The organism is Streptomyces sp. MUM 2J, from assembly GCF_022414535.1.
Lineage (GTDB): Bacteria > Actinomycetota > Actinomycetes > Streptomycetales > Streptomycetaceae > Streptomyces.
Map to the genome: position 1 here is coordinate 394382 of NZ_JADWYM010000001.1, position 16388 is coordinate 410769.

The 16388-nt window shown below is 71.5% G+C and carries 13 protein-coding genes; 4 read left to right on the forward strand and 9 right to left on the reverse strand.

Features of this window, described 5'->3' with window-relative positions:
- The first annotated feature begins 176 nt into the window (after positions 1-176).
- Positions 177-797: a hypothetical protein gene (locus tag I3F54_RS01500; protein WP_240116676.1), complete on the forward strand. Its 621-nt coding sequence runs from the start codon at positions 177-179 to the stop codon at positions 795-797.
- A 569-nt stretch (positions 798-1366) separates the two neighbouring features.
- Here I3F54_RS01500 and I3F54_RS01505 read toward each other — a convergent pair.
- The 3 genes from I3F54_RS01505 to I3F54_RS01515 all read right to left on the reverse strand — a co-directional run bounded on the left by I3F54_RS01505 (position 1367) and on the right by I3F54_RS01515 (position 3468).
- Complete coding sequence (locus tag I3F54_RS01505) at positions 1367-1993, reverse strand: hypothetical protein (RefSeq protein WP_240116677.1); 627 nt, start codon at positions 1991-1993, stop codon at positions 1367-1369.
- Positions 1994-2061: 68 nt separating this feature from the next.
- Positions 2062-2763: a ribonuclease HII gene (locus I3F54_RS01510; RefSeq protein ID WP_240116678.1), complete on the reverse strand. Its 702-nt coding sequence runs from the start codon at positions 2761-2763 to the stop codon at positions 2062-2064.
- Positions 2764-2844: 81 nt separating this feature from the next.
- Positions 2845-3468 carry a TetR/AcrR family transcriptional regulator gene (locus I3F54_RS01515; protein WP_240116679.1) on the reverse strand — a complete coding sequence of 208 codons (624 nt, stop codon included), beginning with the start codon at positions 3466-3468 and terminating at the stop codon, positions 2845-2847.
- A 181-nt stretch (positions 3469-3649) separates the two neighbouring features.
- Here I3F54_RS01515 and I3F54_RS01520 point away from each other — a divergent pair, with 181 nt between their 5' ends.
- A complete protein-coding gene (locus tag I3F54_RS01520; RefSeq protein WP_240116755.1) occupies positions 3650-5197 on the forward strand; it encodes an MFS transporter in 1548 nt (515 codons plus the stop codon).
- A gap of 343 nt (positions 5198-5540) precedes the next feature.
- Here the strand turns inward: I3F54_RS01520 and I3F54_RS01525 are convergent, their stop codons facing one another.
- The 3 genes from I3F54_RS01525 to I3F54_RS01535 all read right to left on the reverse strand — a co-directional run bounded on the left by I3F54_RS01525 (position 5541) and on the right by I3F54_RS01535 (position 7844).
- The gene (locus I3F54_RS01525) at positions 5541-6446 is read right to left on the reverse strand and encodes an ADP-ribosylglycohydrolase family protein (protein WP_240116680.1); all 906 of its coding nucleotides are present in this window, start codon (positions 6444-6446) and stop codon (positions 5541-5543) included.
- Positions 6447-6458: 12 nt separating this feature from the next.
- Positions 6459-7118 (reverse strand): histidine phosphatase family protein, encoded by a 660-nt coding sequence (locus tag I3F54_RS01530; protein WP_240116681.1) that lies wholly within the window; start codon positions 7116-7118, stop codon positions 6459-6461.
- 120 nt (positions 7119-7238) lie between these two features.
- Positions 7239-7844, reverse strand: a complete 606-nt coding sequence (locus I3F54_RS01535) for a YdbC family protein (RefSeq protein ID WP_240116682.1) — start codon at positions 7842-7844, stop codon at positions 7239-7241.
- A gap of 155 nt (positions 7845-7999) precedes the next feature.
- On the opposite strand from I3F54_RS01535, the gene I3F54_RS01540 reads away from it, so the two are divergent.
- Entirely contained in the window at positions 8000-8533 is a 534-nt protein-coding gene (locus I3F54_RS01540) for a TerD family protein (RefSeq protein WP_240116683.1), read from the forward strand.
- A 312-nt stretch (positions 8534-8845) separates the two neighbouring features.
- Here the strand turns inward: I3F54_RS01540 and I3F54_RS01545 are convergent, their stop codons facing one another.
- Together I3F54_RS01545 and nrdR are read right to left on the reverse strand one after the other, a co-directional pair.
- On the reverse strand, positions 8846-11743 hold the full coding sequence (locus I3F54_RS01545) for a vitamin B12-dependent ribonucleotide reductase (protein ID WP_240116684.1): 2898 nt from the start codon (positions 11741-11743) through the stop codon (positions 8846-8848).
- 163 nt (positions 11744-11906) lie between these two features.
- Entirely contained in the window at positions 11907-12473 is a 567-nt protein-coding gene (gene nrdR, locus I3F54_RS01550; RefSeq protein ID WP_240116685.1) for a transcriptional regulator NrdR, read from the reverse strand.
- Positions 12474-13165: 692 nt separating this feature from the next.
- On the opposite strand from nrdR, the gene lexA reads away from it, so the two are divergent.
- Positions 13166-13945 carry a transcriptional repressor LexA gene (gene lexA / locus I3F54_RS01555; RefSeq protein ID WP_240116686.1) on the forward strand — a complete coding sequence of 260 codons (780 nt, stop codon included), beginning with the start codon at positions 13166-13168 and terminating at the stop codon, positions 13943-13945.
- Positions 13946-14078: 133 nt separating this feature from the next.
- Here the strand turns inward: lexA and I3F54_RS01560 are convergent, their stop codons facing one another.
- Positions 14079-16064, reverse strand: coding sequence for an ATP-dependent DNA helicase (locus tag I3F54_RS01560; RefSeq protein ID WP_240116687.1), 1986 nt, complete (start codon positions 16062-16064; stop codon positions 14079-14081).
- Between the last annotated feature and the right edge of the window lie 324 nt (positions 16065-16388).

The following is a 16388-nucleotide window of genomic DNA, read 5'->3' on the forward strand; positions in this document are numbered from 1 at the left end:
ATCACCGCATACCGGTCGCCGAGCCCAATTGCTCGTTGCCGCATCCAAGTTCGGCAGGAAGAATTGAGGTCCGCTCCCCGCACGGCCCGCCCGTGATCAGGTAGGGCTCTGCTGCGGTGTGCGCTCCCCCGAATCCGACTCGCCCGCAGTGTGGGCGCGTAGCCGAAGGGAGGAACGTGACCTTCGGATTCGCTCCGTCCTCGGCGGGCTCGTTGTCGACGTCCACGTCCGCCGCTTCCGCCAGCCGTCTGCTGGAGCCCGCCGAGTGGGCCTCCGCGGGAATCCCTCTGCTGCGCAGTCCGCGGGAGGTCGTCAGCGGGCTGCACACGCGCCACCGCCCGAGACCGTCGACCGCGGTGGTGGCCGTCCTCGACCCGGAGGAACGGCTGCTGGCGAGCGCGTCCTTCGTGCGGCGGCCCGCGCCGGCCGACGGCTGGATGTTCCGCAACGCGCTGCTCGCCCAGCTGCGCCGGGTCATCCCGCACGACCTGCGGCGCCGCACCCCGGTCCGCACCGCCGTGCTGCTGTACTGCCGGGACGGCGACGCGCGCTGGACGGAGGAGGACGGCGCGTGGATGTGGGGACTGCGCGACGCGTGCACGCTGCACGGGCTGCGGTGCGGGGCGTACATCACGCTGACCCGTGACGGCTGGCAGGTCCTCGGCGAGGGCCGCGGGGGCCGTCACCCGAACGCTGACTCCTCCCCCGAGCCCTTCGGCGCCTCGGAGGTCCCGCCCCCGCTGCCGCGCACCGGCGGTGCCGCGTCGGAGCTCCTGCGCCGGGCAGCGGCCCGCTGAGCCACGGGCCGGAGGGCACCGCGGACCGGCGGAACGGCTCGCCGTTCCGCCGCCGCGGAGCGGCTCGCCCGCCCCCGTCGAAGTAACGATTCGCCAGGTCCCCCGGACGAAGCCGCGAACCTCCGCGGAGGCACCGGCCGCCCGGTACTCCAGGCAGAGTGGCGGGCCCGAGCCGACGGCACGATCCGTCTCCCCCTGCGCGTCCACGCCGCCCTCCCGGTCCTCCGGCGAGCGGTCCTCGCCCACGTGGCACACCGGCGCCCGCGCACCGGCCGGCCCCGTAGGGCGCGCCCCGGCACGGGTGAGGCAGCGGCGGAACCCGCTCGGCGACCCGGCCGGGCCTGCCGGAGTCCCGCACAGGCACACCGCCGCGACACGGCGGCCGCGTCCACGCAGCGTGCGGCACGGCAGGCGGCACGGCACCCCGGGCACGAACAACCGGCTGCCACCCGGCGACGGGACCGCAGGGCACACATCCGCGCCGGCTCCCACCCTGCGGCGGGCACGGCGCAGCACCGCAGGCGACCCCTCCGGGGCGCTGCGGGTGTCCCCGCCCGGCGCCGAACCGCTCAGACGCCCGCGCCCAGCACCGAGTTGATCTGCTGCGGATCGCCACAGACGATCAGCAGCGCGTCGGCCCTGGTGTGGGCGAGCGACAGGGCGGAGGCAGCCGTGGCGTCGCTGCCGCCGTTGACGGCGACGACGACCACGGCACGCGAGGCGGCACGGCCGGCCACGGCGGCGTCGGCGTAGAAGACGTCCTCGCGCGCGTCGTGCTGCGCCCAGTAGGAGGTCTCACCGAAGGACAGCTCGTGGGCGGCCCAGGGATGCGGTTCGCCGGTGGTGACCACCAGCACGTCACCGGGGGTGCGACCGGAGTCCAGGAGCAGGTCCACGGCTTCCTCCGCCGCGTCCAGCGCCCCCTCGACCGAGGCCGGGATCAGCTGGATCTGCGTGGTCGCCTGGGCAGGGGCGGCGGGGCCCTTGGGTCCGGGCTTGGCCGCAGCCCCGTCGCGGGGCGTGCGCTGCGCCGGCGGGGCGGGGCGGAGGGGTCCGGGACGGCCGGGACGCGGCGGGGCCGCGGGGCGGGGTCCGGGTACGGGGCGAGGGGTCGGCGCGCTACGGCCGCTGGCCGGAGTGGCGCGGGGACCCTGGGCACTCTCGTGAATCTGAGGCTCCTCGGGAATGAGAGGCATGACGTGACTTCTATCAAACGTTGGTGCGTCTCACGTGAACGGGTGGCACGTGAGTGCGTGCGGAACGGTCAGAAATCGAAGCCGAGCTGACCCTCGATCTCCGGAACCCCTCCGTCCGCCCCGCTGCGGGCCTTCTTGAGGTGCCGCCACTGGGGCAGCGCATCAAGATACGCCCACGACAGGCGGTGGTAGGGGGTGGGGCCCCACTCCGCCAGTGCGGCCTTGTGCACCGGCGACGGGTACCCGGCATTGTCCGCGAAACCGAAGTGTGCATGTTCGACACCCAGTTCGGCCATCATTTTGTCGCGCTGAACCTTGGCGATCACCGAGGCCGCGGCCACCGCGACGCAGGACCGGTCACCCTTGACCACCGTGCGGACCTGCCACGGAGTACCGAGGTAGTCGTGCTTGCCGTCGAGGATCACCGCGTCCGGGCGGTCCGGCAACGCTTCCAGGGCGCGGACGGCGGCGAGCCGCAGCGCAGCCGTCATCCCGATGTCGTCGATCTCCTCGGGCGAGGCGTGCCCGAGGGCGTACGAGGTCACCCACGCCGAAAGCCGTTCGGCCAGCTCCACCCGCCGCCTGACGGTGAGCAGTTTGGAGTCGGTGAGCCCTTCGGGGGGCCGGCGCAGTCCGGTGACCGCCGCGCAGACGGTGACGGGACCGGCCCAGGCGCCGCGCCCCACCTCGTCGACACCCGCGATGACCTTGGCTCCGGTCGTGGCGCGAAGGGAGCGCTCGACGGTGTGGGTAGGTGCTTCGTACGGCATGGCGCCCTTAGCGTACGCCTCTGTGATCCCCGCGCGACACCCTGGCTCCCACAGGCGTCGCCGGGCCCGGCGACGAGGGCCTCAGACGGTGCCGGGGCGCAGCAGCGGCATCATCAGCCGGTCGACCATCTCATCGAGCTCCTGGTCGGCCCATTCGCTTCCGCACATCTTGGAGCGGTACATCATCATGGCCGGAACCGCGTCCAGCACAAAGCCGTTCAGGGCGTCGGGACGCACCTCCCCGCGATCGATCCCGCGTTCGATGACCTCGCGCAGTAGTTTGACGACCGGCTCCACAACACCTTCGGCGATCACGCCATGGAAGCGCTCGACCTGCAACGGATCGCATTCGTGAATGACTGATCGGAGTGCGGAACCGAGGCGCGAGTACATGGCGTCGCGAGCCCGGCGGCACAGCGCGACCAGATCGGCACGCACGGTCCCGAGATCGGGGGCGGCGTCGAAGGGGGGCAGTCCGGACTGCAGGGCGTCGGCGACCAGGTCCTCCTTGGTGGGCCAGCGCCGGTAGACCGCGGCCTTGCCGGTCTGGGCGCCGGCGGCGACGCCCTCCATCGTCAGACCCTTCCAGCCGACGGTACTGAGTTGCTCCAGGGCGGCGTCCAGGATCGCGTGTTCGAGGACGACGCCGCGCCGGCGGGGGGAAGCCGCCCGGGCGGAGGCGGTCGTCCAGCGCGAGGTAACCATCTGAGTGTCTCCAGCGGACAGAGAGCGGACATTTCCGGGGGAACGGGACGCGCGAGCGGCGGCGGGGGACACGCCTGGCGGCCGACCGCGAGTGAACGCTTGCGTTCACTAACGAGGCTCGCCTACCGTGAGCGCGACAGTGAACGCGAGCGTTCACTAAGCAACTCGTGGGGGACCCATGGTGACAACCTCTCAACTCGTTCAGGACAGGAAACCGGGTGCGGCCCGCCGGGAGGGGCGTCCCGGCATCGCGCTCACGGTCATCGCAGCGTGTCAACTCATGGTGGTACTCGATGCGACGATTGTGAACATCGCGCTCCCGCACATTCAAGACGCGCTCGCCTTCAGTACGACGGACCTCACCTGGGTCGTCAGCGCCTACACGCTCACCTTCGGCGGTCTGCTGCTGCTCGGTGGCCGGGCAGGCGACATCCTCGGGCGCCGCCGGGTCTTCATGACCGGCATCCTGCTGTTCACCCTCGCCTCCCTGCTCGGCGGGCTCGCGCAGGAGCCCTGGCAGCTGCTGGCCGCGCGGGTGCTCCAGGGCATGGGCGGCGCGATCGCGTCACCCACGTCGCTGGCGCTGATCACGACCACCTTCCCCGAGGGCCCCGAGCGCAACCGGGCCTTCGGGGTCTTCGCCGCGGTGTCCGCCGGCGGCGGCGCGATCGGCCTGCTCTCCGGCGGCATGCTCACCGAGTGGCTGGACTGGCGGTGGGTGTTCTTCGTCAACGTGCCCATCGGCGTGCTGATCGCAGTGCTCGCGCCGCTGTACATCAACGAGTCCGAACGCCACACCGGCCGGTTCGACATCGCGGGCGCCGTCACGTCCACGGGCGGCATGGCCCTGCTCGTCTACGGTTTCATCCGTGCGGCCGACGAGGGCTGGCGGGACAGCCTGACCATCGGCTCGTTCGGCGCGGCGGTGGTCCTGCTGTTCGCCTTCGCGTTCGTCGAGTCGCGGGCCAGGGAGCCCATCACCCCGCTGCGGATGTTCGCCGACCGCAACCGCTCCGGAACCTACGTGATCATGCTCAGCCTCGCCGCGGCGATGTTCGGCATGTTCTTCTACATCGTCCTGTTCGTGCAGAACGTGCTCGGCTACAGCCCGATCCAGGCGGGCCTCGCCTTCCTGCCGGTCACGGTCGTGATCGCGATCGGTGCCGGGCTGTCGCAACGGTTCCTGCCGGTGCTCGGCCCCAAGCCGTTCATGGTCGCGGGCTCGACCCTCGCGGTGACCGGCCTGGCATGGCAGACCCTCATCAGCTCGGACAGCTCCTACGCCGGCGGGGTGCTCGGTCCGATGCTGGTGTTCGGCTTCGGCATGGGCCTGAACTTCGTGACGCTCACCGTCACCGCGGTGTCGGGGGTGGCCCAGCACGAGGCCGGAGCGGCCTCCGGCCTGCTCAACGCCATGCAGCAGGTGGGCGGCTCGCTCGGCCTGTCCATCCTGACGACGGTCTTCGGCACGGCCAGCAAGGACGAGGCGGAGCGGCAGCTGCCGCACTTCCTCACCGATGCCACGCCCGCACAGCAGGCCGAGTTCGCCAGGACGCATCAGCTGCCCGCCCCCTGGGGGCACGCGGTGCTCGCCCAGGGGATCTCCACGGGCTTCGTCGCAGCCGCCGCCATGGCCGTCCTCGCGCTGCTGACCGCGGGACTGGTGATCCGGGTCCGCAGGAGCGACCTGGAGGCCCTGTCGGGTGCGACGGGACCCATGGTCGGCTGAGCGGTCTCCCGCCGTCCCGGCCGGAACGTTCCGGCCGGGACGGCGGGAGACCGTGCCGCCCGGGCGCTCCGCTCCACCCGCGCGCCGGGCGCGGGCGGAGCGACGACGGGCACTGATTCACACGATGTTCCCGGAGACCGCGCAGAGCCGCCGGGTCGCCGTCCGGACTGCCGGGGCGCCGTCAGGAACGCCGAACCGGCGTACGGCACGGCGGCGCCACCACGCGGCCCGCTCCGCCCCGCTGCGGGCCGTCGCACCGCCGTGCGGTCATAGGGCGCGCCGTCCGGTGCGGCAGGCCGCCGGGCCTCCGGGGCGGGTTCGGGAGCCGAGGGGCCGGGGCCCGTCAGTCCACCCGTGGCACCCAGCGGGGAACGTCCTCCGTGCGTTCCGCCCAGCCCGTCGGCGGAGTCCCCGCCTTGCCCGCTGCCAGGACGCCGCCCACGATGGCGCAGGTGGTGTCGACGTCCCCGCCGACCTGCGCGGTCGTCCAGAACGCCGCCTCGTAGTCGCCGAGGGAGCGGGCCGCCGACCAGAGGGCGAAGGGCACGGTGTCATGGGCGGTCGTACGGCGGCCGCAGCCCAGCACGGCCGCCACGGTGCCCGGGTCTCCGTAGTCGAGCATGTCCCGGGCGCGCCGCAGGCCGGCCCTGACGGCGCTCTTCGGGATGAGGGCGATCACGCCGTCGAGGAACGCCTCCGGAGCGGGCGGACCACCGGGAGCGCCGGCCAGGGCGGCCGCCGAGGCCACCGCCATGGCGCCGACGACGGCCTCGCGGTGCTGGTGGGTGGGGTAGGCGGAGATCTCCGCCTGGTGGGTGGCCTGCTCCGGGTCGTCGGCGTACCAGGCACCCAGCGGGGCGATCCGCATCGCGGCGCCGTTGCCCCAGGAGCCCTGGCCGTTGAAGAGGGCGGACGACAGCTCCCGCCAGTCGCCGCCCTCGCGGACCAGGCGCAGCAGGCGGTTGACCGCGGGGCCGTACCCGCGGTCGAAGTCGTGGCGGTCGGCGAAGGAGCGGGCCAGGGCGTCCTGGTCGATGCGGTGGTGGGTGGCCAGCACCAGGACCACCGAGCCGGCCATCTCGGTGTCGTCCGTCCACTGCCACCGCCCCGGGGGCAGCTCGCGGCGCTTCAGCAGCGGATAGTTCGCGGGGACGAAGAACTGGGAGCCCAGGGCGTCCCCCACCGCAAGTCCGCGCAGGCTGGCCAGGGCGCGCTCCAGGCGCCCTTCGAAGGAGGAGTCAGCGGTCATCGCCCTGCCACTCTATCCGGTGATTCCGTACGGCTCCGGATCCCGCCACCGTTCGAAGGGCCGGTCCAGCGTGTACTTGCCGTCGTCCCCGAGAACGAGCACGCGCATCTCGGCGTTCCCCGGGTTGGACAGGGACTCGAACTCGGCGACGGTCCAGTGGAACCAGCGCATGCAGAACAGCCGCATGGCGAGCCCGTGGGTCACCAGCAGGACGTTCGGGGGGTGGTCGGGGGCCTCGAAGCTGCGGAAGAGGCTCTCCAGGAAGCCACCGACCCGGTCGTAGACGTCGGCACCGGACTCACCCTGGGCGAAACGGTAGAAGAAGTGCCCGTAGGCGTCCCGGTAGCCCTTCTGCAGGCGCACGTCCTCGCGTTCCTGCCAGTTGCCCCAGTCCTGCTCGCGCAGCCGGGGCTCCTCGCGCACCCGTATGAGCCCGGCATCGAGGTGGAAGGCGCGCAGGGTCTCGTGCGTACGGCGGTACGGCGAGACGTACACGCTGACGCGTTCCTGGCCGAACAGCTCCCGCAGCCTCTTCCCGGTCCCCTCGGCCTGCCGCCGGCCCCGCTCGGTCAGGGCCAGAGCGTGGTCGGGCTCGCGTTCGTAGACGGTGTCATCAACATTGCCCGTTGACTCCCCGTGCCGGACAAGGACGATGCGCCGTGGTCGTGCCATGCCAAAACCCTAGATCCGGTGACGGGGAGAGGAGCACCCCCTACGGCAACCATACGGCGTACCTCACACGGCTCGCGCCCCACGTCACACCGCCCACACCGCCCGTACCGGCATCACCGCTCACACCGTCCAGCTCGGTTCGAGCTCCACCATGTCTCCCGACAGCGCCGCCACGTCCGCCTCCGTCTGGGCGCGCAACGCCAGGCGCTCGACGCGCTCGGTCCGGTACTTTCCGTGTTCGGCCGCCGACCGCCACATCGACAGCACCAGGAACTCGTGGCCCGGGGCCTCCGCGAACAATCCGCGGATCATCCCGGGCGAGCCGGCCATCGCCGGGTTCCAGACCTTCTCCTGCATCAGTGTGAAGTGCTCGACGCGCGCCTCGTGCACGCGGCACAGGGCGACCCGGATCAGGTCGGCGTCGGTGAACCGGGGCTCGAAGCCCGTCTTCACGTCGAAGCGGTAGTCGAAGAGCCTGACCTGGGCGTCCCTGAACGTGCCCGCCTGCGCCGCGGCCAGCCGGTCGTGGGAGCGGGCCATGAAGGAGTCGTAGAAGACACGGCTCTCCCAGAAGGCGAAGATGTTCGCCACCGAAGGCCGCTCCCGGCTCCAGCCCCCGCCCTGCCCCCGAAAACCCGGCTCCCCCGGAAGCCCCGCCCACTTCCGCTGCCCCCGCTCGAACCCCCGGCGGTCCACCACGGTGCAGCGAATCCACTTGACCAGCACCGCGCCATCGTAAGGCCAGGGGCCGCGGCCGTGGTCGTCTCCGCCGCAGTCCGCCCGGGCGAAGCGGCACGCACGCGTGGCAGGATGGACAATCGGCCCTGGCGGACGGGTAGTTCGCGTGAGGGTAATGGTGTGCACGGGGAAGGGGGAGTCCGGTGAACGGCCTCAGCAAGGGAATCGAGAAGGTCGAGGTCTCTTTGAAGTGGGACCCGAGCCCGGCGGGACAGCCACCCACCGACCTGGACCTCGTCGCCGCGACCTACGGCGTGGACGACCTGTACGGCGAGCCCGCGTACGCAGTGCACTTCGACAGCCGCTCACCCGACGGCACCATCACGCTGAACCGGGACAGCGCGGACGGCAGGGGCTTCGGCTGGGACGAGGTCATGACGCTGGAGCTGGACCGGCTCGACGGCCGGTACGCGCGCGTGGTGGTCGGCGTCGTCATCCAGCAGCGGGCCGTGAGCCGGACGTTCGTGGACGTGCAGCGGCCGGGGCTGCGGATCCGGGAGGGATACACCGTCCTGTTCGAGAACGACTTCGGCGGCGTGCTCGGGGCGACCGCGGCGGCGGTGGCGGAGTTCACCCGCGACGCCTCCGGCGGCTGGCGTCTGCGTGCCGGGGTGTTCGGCTTCGACGACGACCCGGCGGTGTTCATCCGGCAGATGGGGCGGGTGCACCAGTCCTGACCGGCGCGGCGTCGCGCGGCACTCGGCCGGTGCGGGGGCCACGACGGCCGGCGTCCGGGTGAGGGCGCCGAGGACGGCCTCCCGGTGGGTGAACGGGTGCGCGGGGTCGCCGGTGTTGCGGGTGGCGACGCCGCGGTCGGCCGGCACGTGGAGCATGTGCGGGGTCCGCGCGGTGCCGGACACTCACGCGGGGACGGGCCCCGGAGCCGGACAGGGGGCGCCGACGCGAGGTCGGCGCCCCCTGTCACCGGGGACCGTCGCTGACCGCCGGAGCCCGGCGGTCGCGTGGGCGGCCGGCAGGCCGCCCACGGGTCAGCTGCAACCGCTGGTCGAGCCGCAGCCCTCGCAGATGTAGCAGGAGCCCGCTCGCTGCATCTTGGTTCCGCAGGAGAAGCACAGCGGGGCGTCGGCGTGGATGCCCAACTGCATCTCCACCAGTTCCGCGTTGGTGTGGGCCTGCTGTGGAGCGGGCTGTGCCGTGGCGGCGTCCGCCTTCGGCGTGGCCACGGCCGGCAGCTCCCGGGCGCGCGGTGCCGACTGGGCCAGGCCCTCGACGTCGACCTCGTCGTCGGCCGGCTCGTAGGAACCGGTCTCCAGGTGGCGCTGACGCTCCTCGGCGGAGTGGATGCCGAGCGCGGAGCGCGTCTCGAACGGCAGGAAGTCCAGCGCCAGACGGCGGAAGATGTAGTCGACGATCGACTGGGCCATCCGCACGTCCGGGTCGTCGGTCATGCCGGCCGGCTCGAAGCGCATGTTGGTGAACTTCGAGACGTACGTCTCCAGCGGGACGCCGTACTGGAGGCCGACCGAGACGGCGATGGAGAAGGCGTCCATCATGCCCGCGAGGGTGGAGCCCTGCTTGGACATCTTCAGAAAGACCTCGCCGAGACCGTCGTCCGGGTAGGAGTTGGCGGTCATGTACCCCTCGGCGCCGCCGACCGTGAAGGACGTGGTGATGCCGGGGCGGCCCTTGGGGAGGCGCTTGCGGACGGGACGGTACTCGACGACCTTCTCGACCGCGGCGCGGATCGTGTCCTCGGTCTTCTCGGCGATCTCGGCCTTCTCGTCCTCCTTCTTCTTCGCGGAGAGCGGCTGGCCGACCTTGCAGTTGTCGCGGTAGATCGCGAGCGCCTTGACGCCCAGCTTCCAGGCCTCGAAGTAGATCTCCTCGACCTCCTCGACGGTCGCCGTCTCCGGCATGTTGACCGTCTTGGAGATGGCGCCGGAGATCCACGGCTGGATGGCGGCCATCATGCGGACGTGGCCCATCGGGGAGATGGCGCGCTCGCCCATGGCGCAGTCGAACACCTCGTAGTGCTCGGGCTTGAGGCCGGGGGCGTCGATCACGTTGCCGTGCTCGGCGATGTGGGCGACGACCGCCTCGATCTGCTCCTCCTGGTAGCCCAGGCGGCGCAGTGCCTGCGGGACGGTGCCGTTGACGATCTGCATCGAGCCGCCGCCGACCAGCTTCTTGAACTTCACCAGCGCCAGGTCCGGCTCGACACCGGTGGTGTCGCAGGACATCGCCAGGCCGATGGTGCCGGTCGGGGCGAGCACGGACGCCTGGGAGTTGCGGAAGCCGTTCTTCGCGCCGATGCGCTGGACGTCCTGCCAGGCCTCGGTGGCGGCGGCCCACACCGGCGTGTCCAGGTCGTCCATGCGGACGGCTCGGCCGTTGGCGTCGCCGTGCTGCTTCATGACGCGCTTGTGGGCGCCGGCGTTGCGGGCGTAGCCGTCGTAGGGGCCGACGACCGCGGCGAGTTCGGCGGAACGGCGGTAGGCCGTGCCCGTCATCAGCGAGGTGATGGCGCCGGCCAGGGCGCGACCGCCGTCGGAGTCGTAGGCGTGGCCGGTGGCCATCAGCAGGGCGCCGAGGTTGGCGTAGCCGATGCCGAGCTGGCGGAACGCGCGCGTGTTCTCGCCGATCTTCCGGGTCGGGAAGTCGGCGAAGCAGATCGAGATGTCCATCGCGGTGATGACCAGCTCGACGACCTTCTGGAAGCGTTCCGTCTCGAACGACTGGTGGCCCTTGCCGTCGTCCTTGAGGAACTTCATCAGGTTCAGCGAGGCCAGGTTGCAGGACGTGTTGTCCAGGTGCATGTACTCGCTGCACGGGTTCGACGCGGTGATCCGGCCGGACTCGGGACAGGTGTGCCAGTTGTTGATGACGTCGTCGTACTGGATGCCCGGGTCGGCGCAGGCCCAGGCCGCCTCGGCGATCCTGCGGAACAGCGCCTTGGCGTCGACCTCCTCGATGACCTCGCCGGTCATGCGGGCGCGCAGGCCGAACCGGCCGCCCTGCTCGACCGCCTTCATGAACTCGTCGTTCACACGGACCGAGTTGTTGGCGTTCTGGTACTGGACGGACGTGATGTCGTCGCCGCCCAGGTCCATGTCGAAGCCCGCGTCGCGCAGGACGCGGATCTTCTCCTCCTCGCTGACCTTCGTCTGGATGAAGTCCTCGATGTCGGGGTGGTCGACGTCGAGCACGACCATCTTGGCGGCGCGGCGGGTGGCGCCGCCGGACTTGATGGTGCCGGCGGAGGCGTCGGCGCCGCGCATGAAGGAGACGGGCCCCGAGGCGTTGCCTCCGGAGGACAGCAGTTCCTTGGAGGAGCGGATGCGGGACAGGTTCAGGCCGGCGCCCGAACCGCCCTTGAAGATCATGCCCTCTTCCTTGTACCAGTCGAGGATCGACTCCATGGAGTCGTCGACGGAGAGGATGAAGCAGGCGGAGACCTGCTGGGGCTGCGGGGTGCCGACGTTGAACCAGACGGGGCTGTTGAAGCTGAAGATCTGGTGCAGGAGGGCGTGGGCCAGCTCGTGCTCGAAGATCTCGGCGTCGGCTGGCGAGGCGAAGTACCTGTGGTCCTCACCGGCCTTCCGGTAGGTCTTCACGATGCGGTCGATCAGCTGCTTGAGGCTGGTCTCGCGCTGCGGGGTGCCGACGGCACCCCGGAAGTACTTGCTGGTGACGATGTTGACCGCGTTCACCGACCAGAAGCCGGGGAACTCGACGCCACGCTGCTCGAAGTTGACCGAGCCGTCGCGCCAGTTGGTCATGACGACGTCACGACGCTCCCATTCCACCTCGTCGTACGGGTGTACGCCGGGGGTGGTGTGGATGCGCTCGATGTGCAGTCCCTTGTTACCCGCCTTGGTGCCCTTGGCTCGGGAACCTCGTGCCGGACCGCTCGCCGTCTCTGTCATGCCGCCTCCCTGTACGGGCAAAAACGCCCTGAAGTGCCCCGATTGTTCCCGTGGCACGGTGTTCTGTCTGGTGCTGCGGGCACCCTCTCGCTGCCGCCCGCAGCAGGTCTTCTCGCCGCCGCCCGGCCGGACCCGGACCGCCGATCCGGTTCCGGCCCGCCGGTCAGTCGGCGGCGTGGGCGGGCTCGGGGACCTGGACGTTCCCCCCGGGCCCGCGCTCGTCCTCCCGGCCCCCCGCGACGGCGCCTTCGTCCGCGCGGTCACCCTCGTCCGCGGCGGGGCGCGCCGGCTGTTCCCTGAGTTCCGCGATGGCCGCCTCGAAGTCCTCCAGCGACTCGAACGCCCGGTAGACCGAGGCGAATCGCAGATAGGCGACGAGGTCGAGCTCCTGCAGCGGGCCGAGTATGGCCAGCCCCACGTCGTGGGTGGTCAGTTCGGCACTTCCGGTGGCCCGCAACGCCTCCTCGACCCGCTGGCCGAGCTGGGCGAGTGCGTCCTCGGTCACGGGGCGCCCCTGACACGCCTTGCGCACACCGTTGATGACCTTGGTGCGGCTGAACGGTTCGGTGACTCCGGACCGCTTGATCACCATCAGCGAGCACGTCTCCACCGTCGTGAAACGACGGGAGCAGTCAGGGCACTGGCGGCGCCTGCGGATCGACGTGCCGTCGTCGGTCGTACGACTGTCGACCACACGGCTGTCGGGGTGCCTGCAGAAGGGGCAGTGCATGGAACTCCAACCCTCCTCACAGCAGACTCGATAGCCTCACGGGGCTCACGGGCCCCTCGAAGCAGCCACCAGCATAGGCGATCGCGAGGGGTCCTCAGACCCGGGGGACCACAACTTGTGGGCTGCTGTAGCCATCCAACCACTACATGTGGGGATTGGCTCATACATGCATGCCACGCGCGCGTGTCGGGCGGGGACGTACGCGCATGTCCCGCACGGACGGCACGGGAGGCACCGGCCGCGGGCCGGGGACCCCGGCAGGCAGGTCCGCCCCCCGTCGGCCACGACAGGCACCCGGGGGCCGAGGCGGGAGCGCACCCGGGGCCGCGGCGGGGTCTCCAAGCGCTGCACGGGCGTATCGCCGCGCGACGGAAAGCCGTATCGTTCCGGCACACCGCGCGGACACCGCGGGTGTTCGAGAACCATGCCGCGGGACTCCGGCACCGAGCCAGCCCGGATGCCGGGGTGGCGGCGGTCCGGGTGGCAGACTGGGGCGGCGCCCACGGCGGGCACCCCGGCGGTGAACAGTACAACAATGGGCGCTTTTGACCGGCAGGGGCAGGGCTAGCCATACACCCAAACACTTGATCACGTCAGGCGAATCGCTTTTTTTCACTCGAACGTGTGTTTGGCGCAACCTTTCGAAAGCAACTACCGTTGTGCTGGCAGGGAGACCATCGAGAGGGGCTGACGTGACCACCACCGCAGACAGTGCCACCATCACCGCCCAGGAGCGCTCCCAGGGCCGAGTCGAGCCGGTGCACGCGATGAACGAAGCCGCGAGTCCCGAAGGGCCCAAGCGCTCCCTGCCGGGCCGACCTCCAGGCATCCGGGCGGACAGCTCGGGGCTGACCGACCGGCAGCGCCGGGTGATCGAGGTCATCAGGGATTCCGTGCAGCGGCGCGGATACCCGCCGTCGATGCGGGAGATCGGCCAGGCGGTCGGCCTGTCCAGCACCTCCTCCGTGGCCCACCAGCTGATGGCACTGGAGCGCAAGGGCTTCCTGCGGCGCGACCCGCACCGCCCGCGCGCGTACGAGGTGCGGGGCTCCGACCAGGCCGCTCCCGTGCAGCCCACGGACACCGCCGGAAAGCCCGCCGCTTCCTACGTCCCGCTGGTCGGCCGGATCGCGGCCGGCGGCCCGATCCTCGCCGAGGAATCCGTCGAGGACGTCTTCCCGCTGCCCCGGCAGTTGGTCGGCGACGGCGAGCTGTTCGTTCTGAAGGTCGTCGGCGACTCGATGATCGAGGCCGCGATCTGCGACGGCGACTGGGTGACCGTCCGCCGCCAGCCGGTCGCCGAGAACGGCGACATCGTCGCCGCCATGCTGGACGGCGAGGCCACCGTGAAGCGCTTCAAGCGCGAGGACGGCCATGTGTGGCTGCTGCCGCACAACGCTGCCTACGAGCCCATCCCCGGTGACGACGCGACCATCCTCGGCAAGGTGGTGGCCGTCCTGCGCCGGGTCTGAGGACGCCGGCACAGCACTCCACCGACACCGCAACGGGCGGCCACCCCGCCCCGCTCCCTGACTGGGCCCCGGGACCCCTGCGCCGGTTCCGGGGCCCTGGGCTGTCCAGGGCCCCGGAACGCCGCAGGACGGGTCACTCCGCCGCGTCCGCCTCCGTCCGCCCGGCCGCCGCGTCGATCGCCGCCAGCGACCGACGGACCTGGTTGCGGTCGGTCGTGAACCAGAAGTCGGGCAGCGAGGCCTTCAGATAGCTGCCGTAGCGAGCCGTGGCCAGGCGCTGGTCCAGTACGGCGACCACGCCCCGGTCACCCGTGGCGCGGACGAGGCGTCCGGCGCCCTGGGCCATCAGCAGCGCCGCGTGCGTCGCGGCGACCGCCATGAAGCCGTTGCCGCCGGCGTCCTCCACCGCCCTCTGCCGGGCGCTCATCAGCGGGTCGTCCGGCCGCGGGAAGGGGATCTTGTCCATCACGACCAGCTGGCAGCTGGGGCCGGGGACGTCGACGCCCTGCCAGAGGGAGAGCGTGCCGAAGAGGCAGGTCCTCGGGTCGGCCGCGAAGTTCTTGATCAGTTCGCCCAGCGTCTCCTCGCCCTGCAGGAGGACAGGGAACTCGGGGATGCGGGTGCGCAGTTCCTCCGCGGCGAGCTGGGCGGCCCGCATGGAGGAGAAGAGGCCGAGCGTGCGGCCCCCGGCCGCCTGGATCAGCTCGGTGAGCTCGTCCAGCATGTCGGCGCGGTCGCCGTCACGCGCGGGACGGGCCAGATGCTTGGCGACGTAGAGGATGCCCTGCTTGCGGTAGTCGAACGGGGAGCCGACGTCGACGCCCTTCCACTGCGGGAGGTCGTCGCCCTCGGTGCCCTCGGGGCCCAGGCCCAGGGACGCGCCGACGCCGTTGAAGTCGCCGCCCAGCTTCAGCGTCGCGGAGGTGAGGGTCACGGAGCGGTCCGCGAAGAGCTTCTCCCGCAGCAGCCCGGAGACCGACATCGGGGCCACCCGAAGGGAGGCGCCGAAGCGGTCGTGTCGTTCGTACCAGACGACGTCCCACTCCGAGCCGTTCACGACCCGCTCCGCCACGTCGTGCACGGTCTCCACCGAGGCCAGGGCCTGCTTGCGGACCGCGTCCTCGTCCTGGACCGACTTGTCGCGGGTGGCGCCGATCGCCGAAATGACCGTACGGGCGGCGTCGCGCAGCGCCATCAGGGCGTAGCCGAGGTCCTCGGGGATCTCCTCCAGGCGGCCGGGCAGGGCCAGTTCCATCAGTCTCTCGAAGCCCTCGGCAGCGGTCTGGAGCTGATCGGCGGCCTTCTCGTCGACGAGCTTGGCGGCGCGGCGCACGGCGCGGTTGACCTGGCCGGGCGTGAGTTCGCCGGTCGCGACGCCGGTGACCCGGGAGACCAGTTCGTGGGCCTCGTCGACGATCAGGACCTCGTGCTGCGGAAGGACCGGGGCGCCCTCGATCGCGTCGATCGCCAGCAGGGCGTGGTTGGTGACGACGACCTCCGCGAGCTTGGCGCGCTCGCGGGCCGTCTCGGCGAAGCACTCCGCGCCGTACGCGCACTTCGAGGCACCCAGGCACTCCCGGGAGGACACCGACACCTGGGACCAGGCGCGGTCGGAGACACCGGGGGTCAGGTCGTCGCGGTCGCCGGACTCGGTCTCGTCCGCCCAGTCACGCAGCCTCAGCAGGTCCTGGCCCAGCCTGCTGGTGGGGGCGGCGGCCTCGAACTGGTCGAAGAGGCCCTCCTCCTCGTCCTGTGGCACGCCCTCGTGCAGCCGGTGCAGACACAGGTAGTTGGACCGGCCCTTGAGCATCGCGAACTCGGGGCGCCGGCGCAGCAGCGGATGGAGGGCTTCCACCGTGCGCGGCAGGTCGCGTTCCACGAGCTGGCGCTGCAGCGCCAGCGTGGCGGTCGCGACGACGACGCGCTCGCCGTGCGCCAGCGCGGGCACGAGGTAGCCCAGCGACTTGCCGGTGCCGGTGCCGGCCTGGACCAGCAGGTGCGAGCCGTCGTCGATCGCCTCCGCGACGGCTTGGGCCATGGTCACCTGGCCGGGGCGCTCCGCACCGCCGACGGCTGTGACGGCGGCATGCAGGAGTTCGGTGAGTGAGGGCTTCGTCATAGCCCGACCACCCTACGGCCCCGCACTGACAAACGGGTGAGGGTGACGGGTGACCGGGACGCGGTCCGGACGGAGGGCTTTCAGATGCGACCGGATATGCCTGCCAGGCGATTTCCGGTGATCGACCACCGCCCGGAACAGACCGGGTCGCACGGCTGTGGCGGTGGGGCGCGTAGGACGGAGCCGACACACCGGGAGGGTCCCGGGGCGGAGACGGCAGCCGGCCGGGATCGCGGAGGAGCCCCCGCCACGGCGCCGGGAGGGCACCGGGGCGGAAGGCCGGACCCACGGGCGGGGCGGGGGCATGAGGGGGGTGGGGCCGGG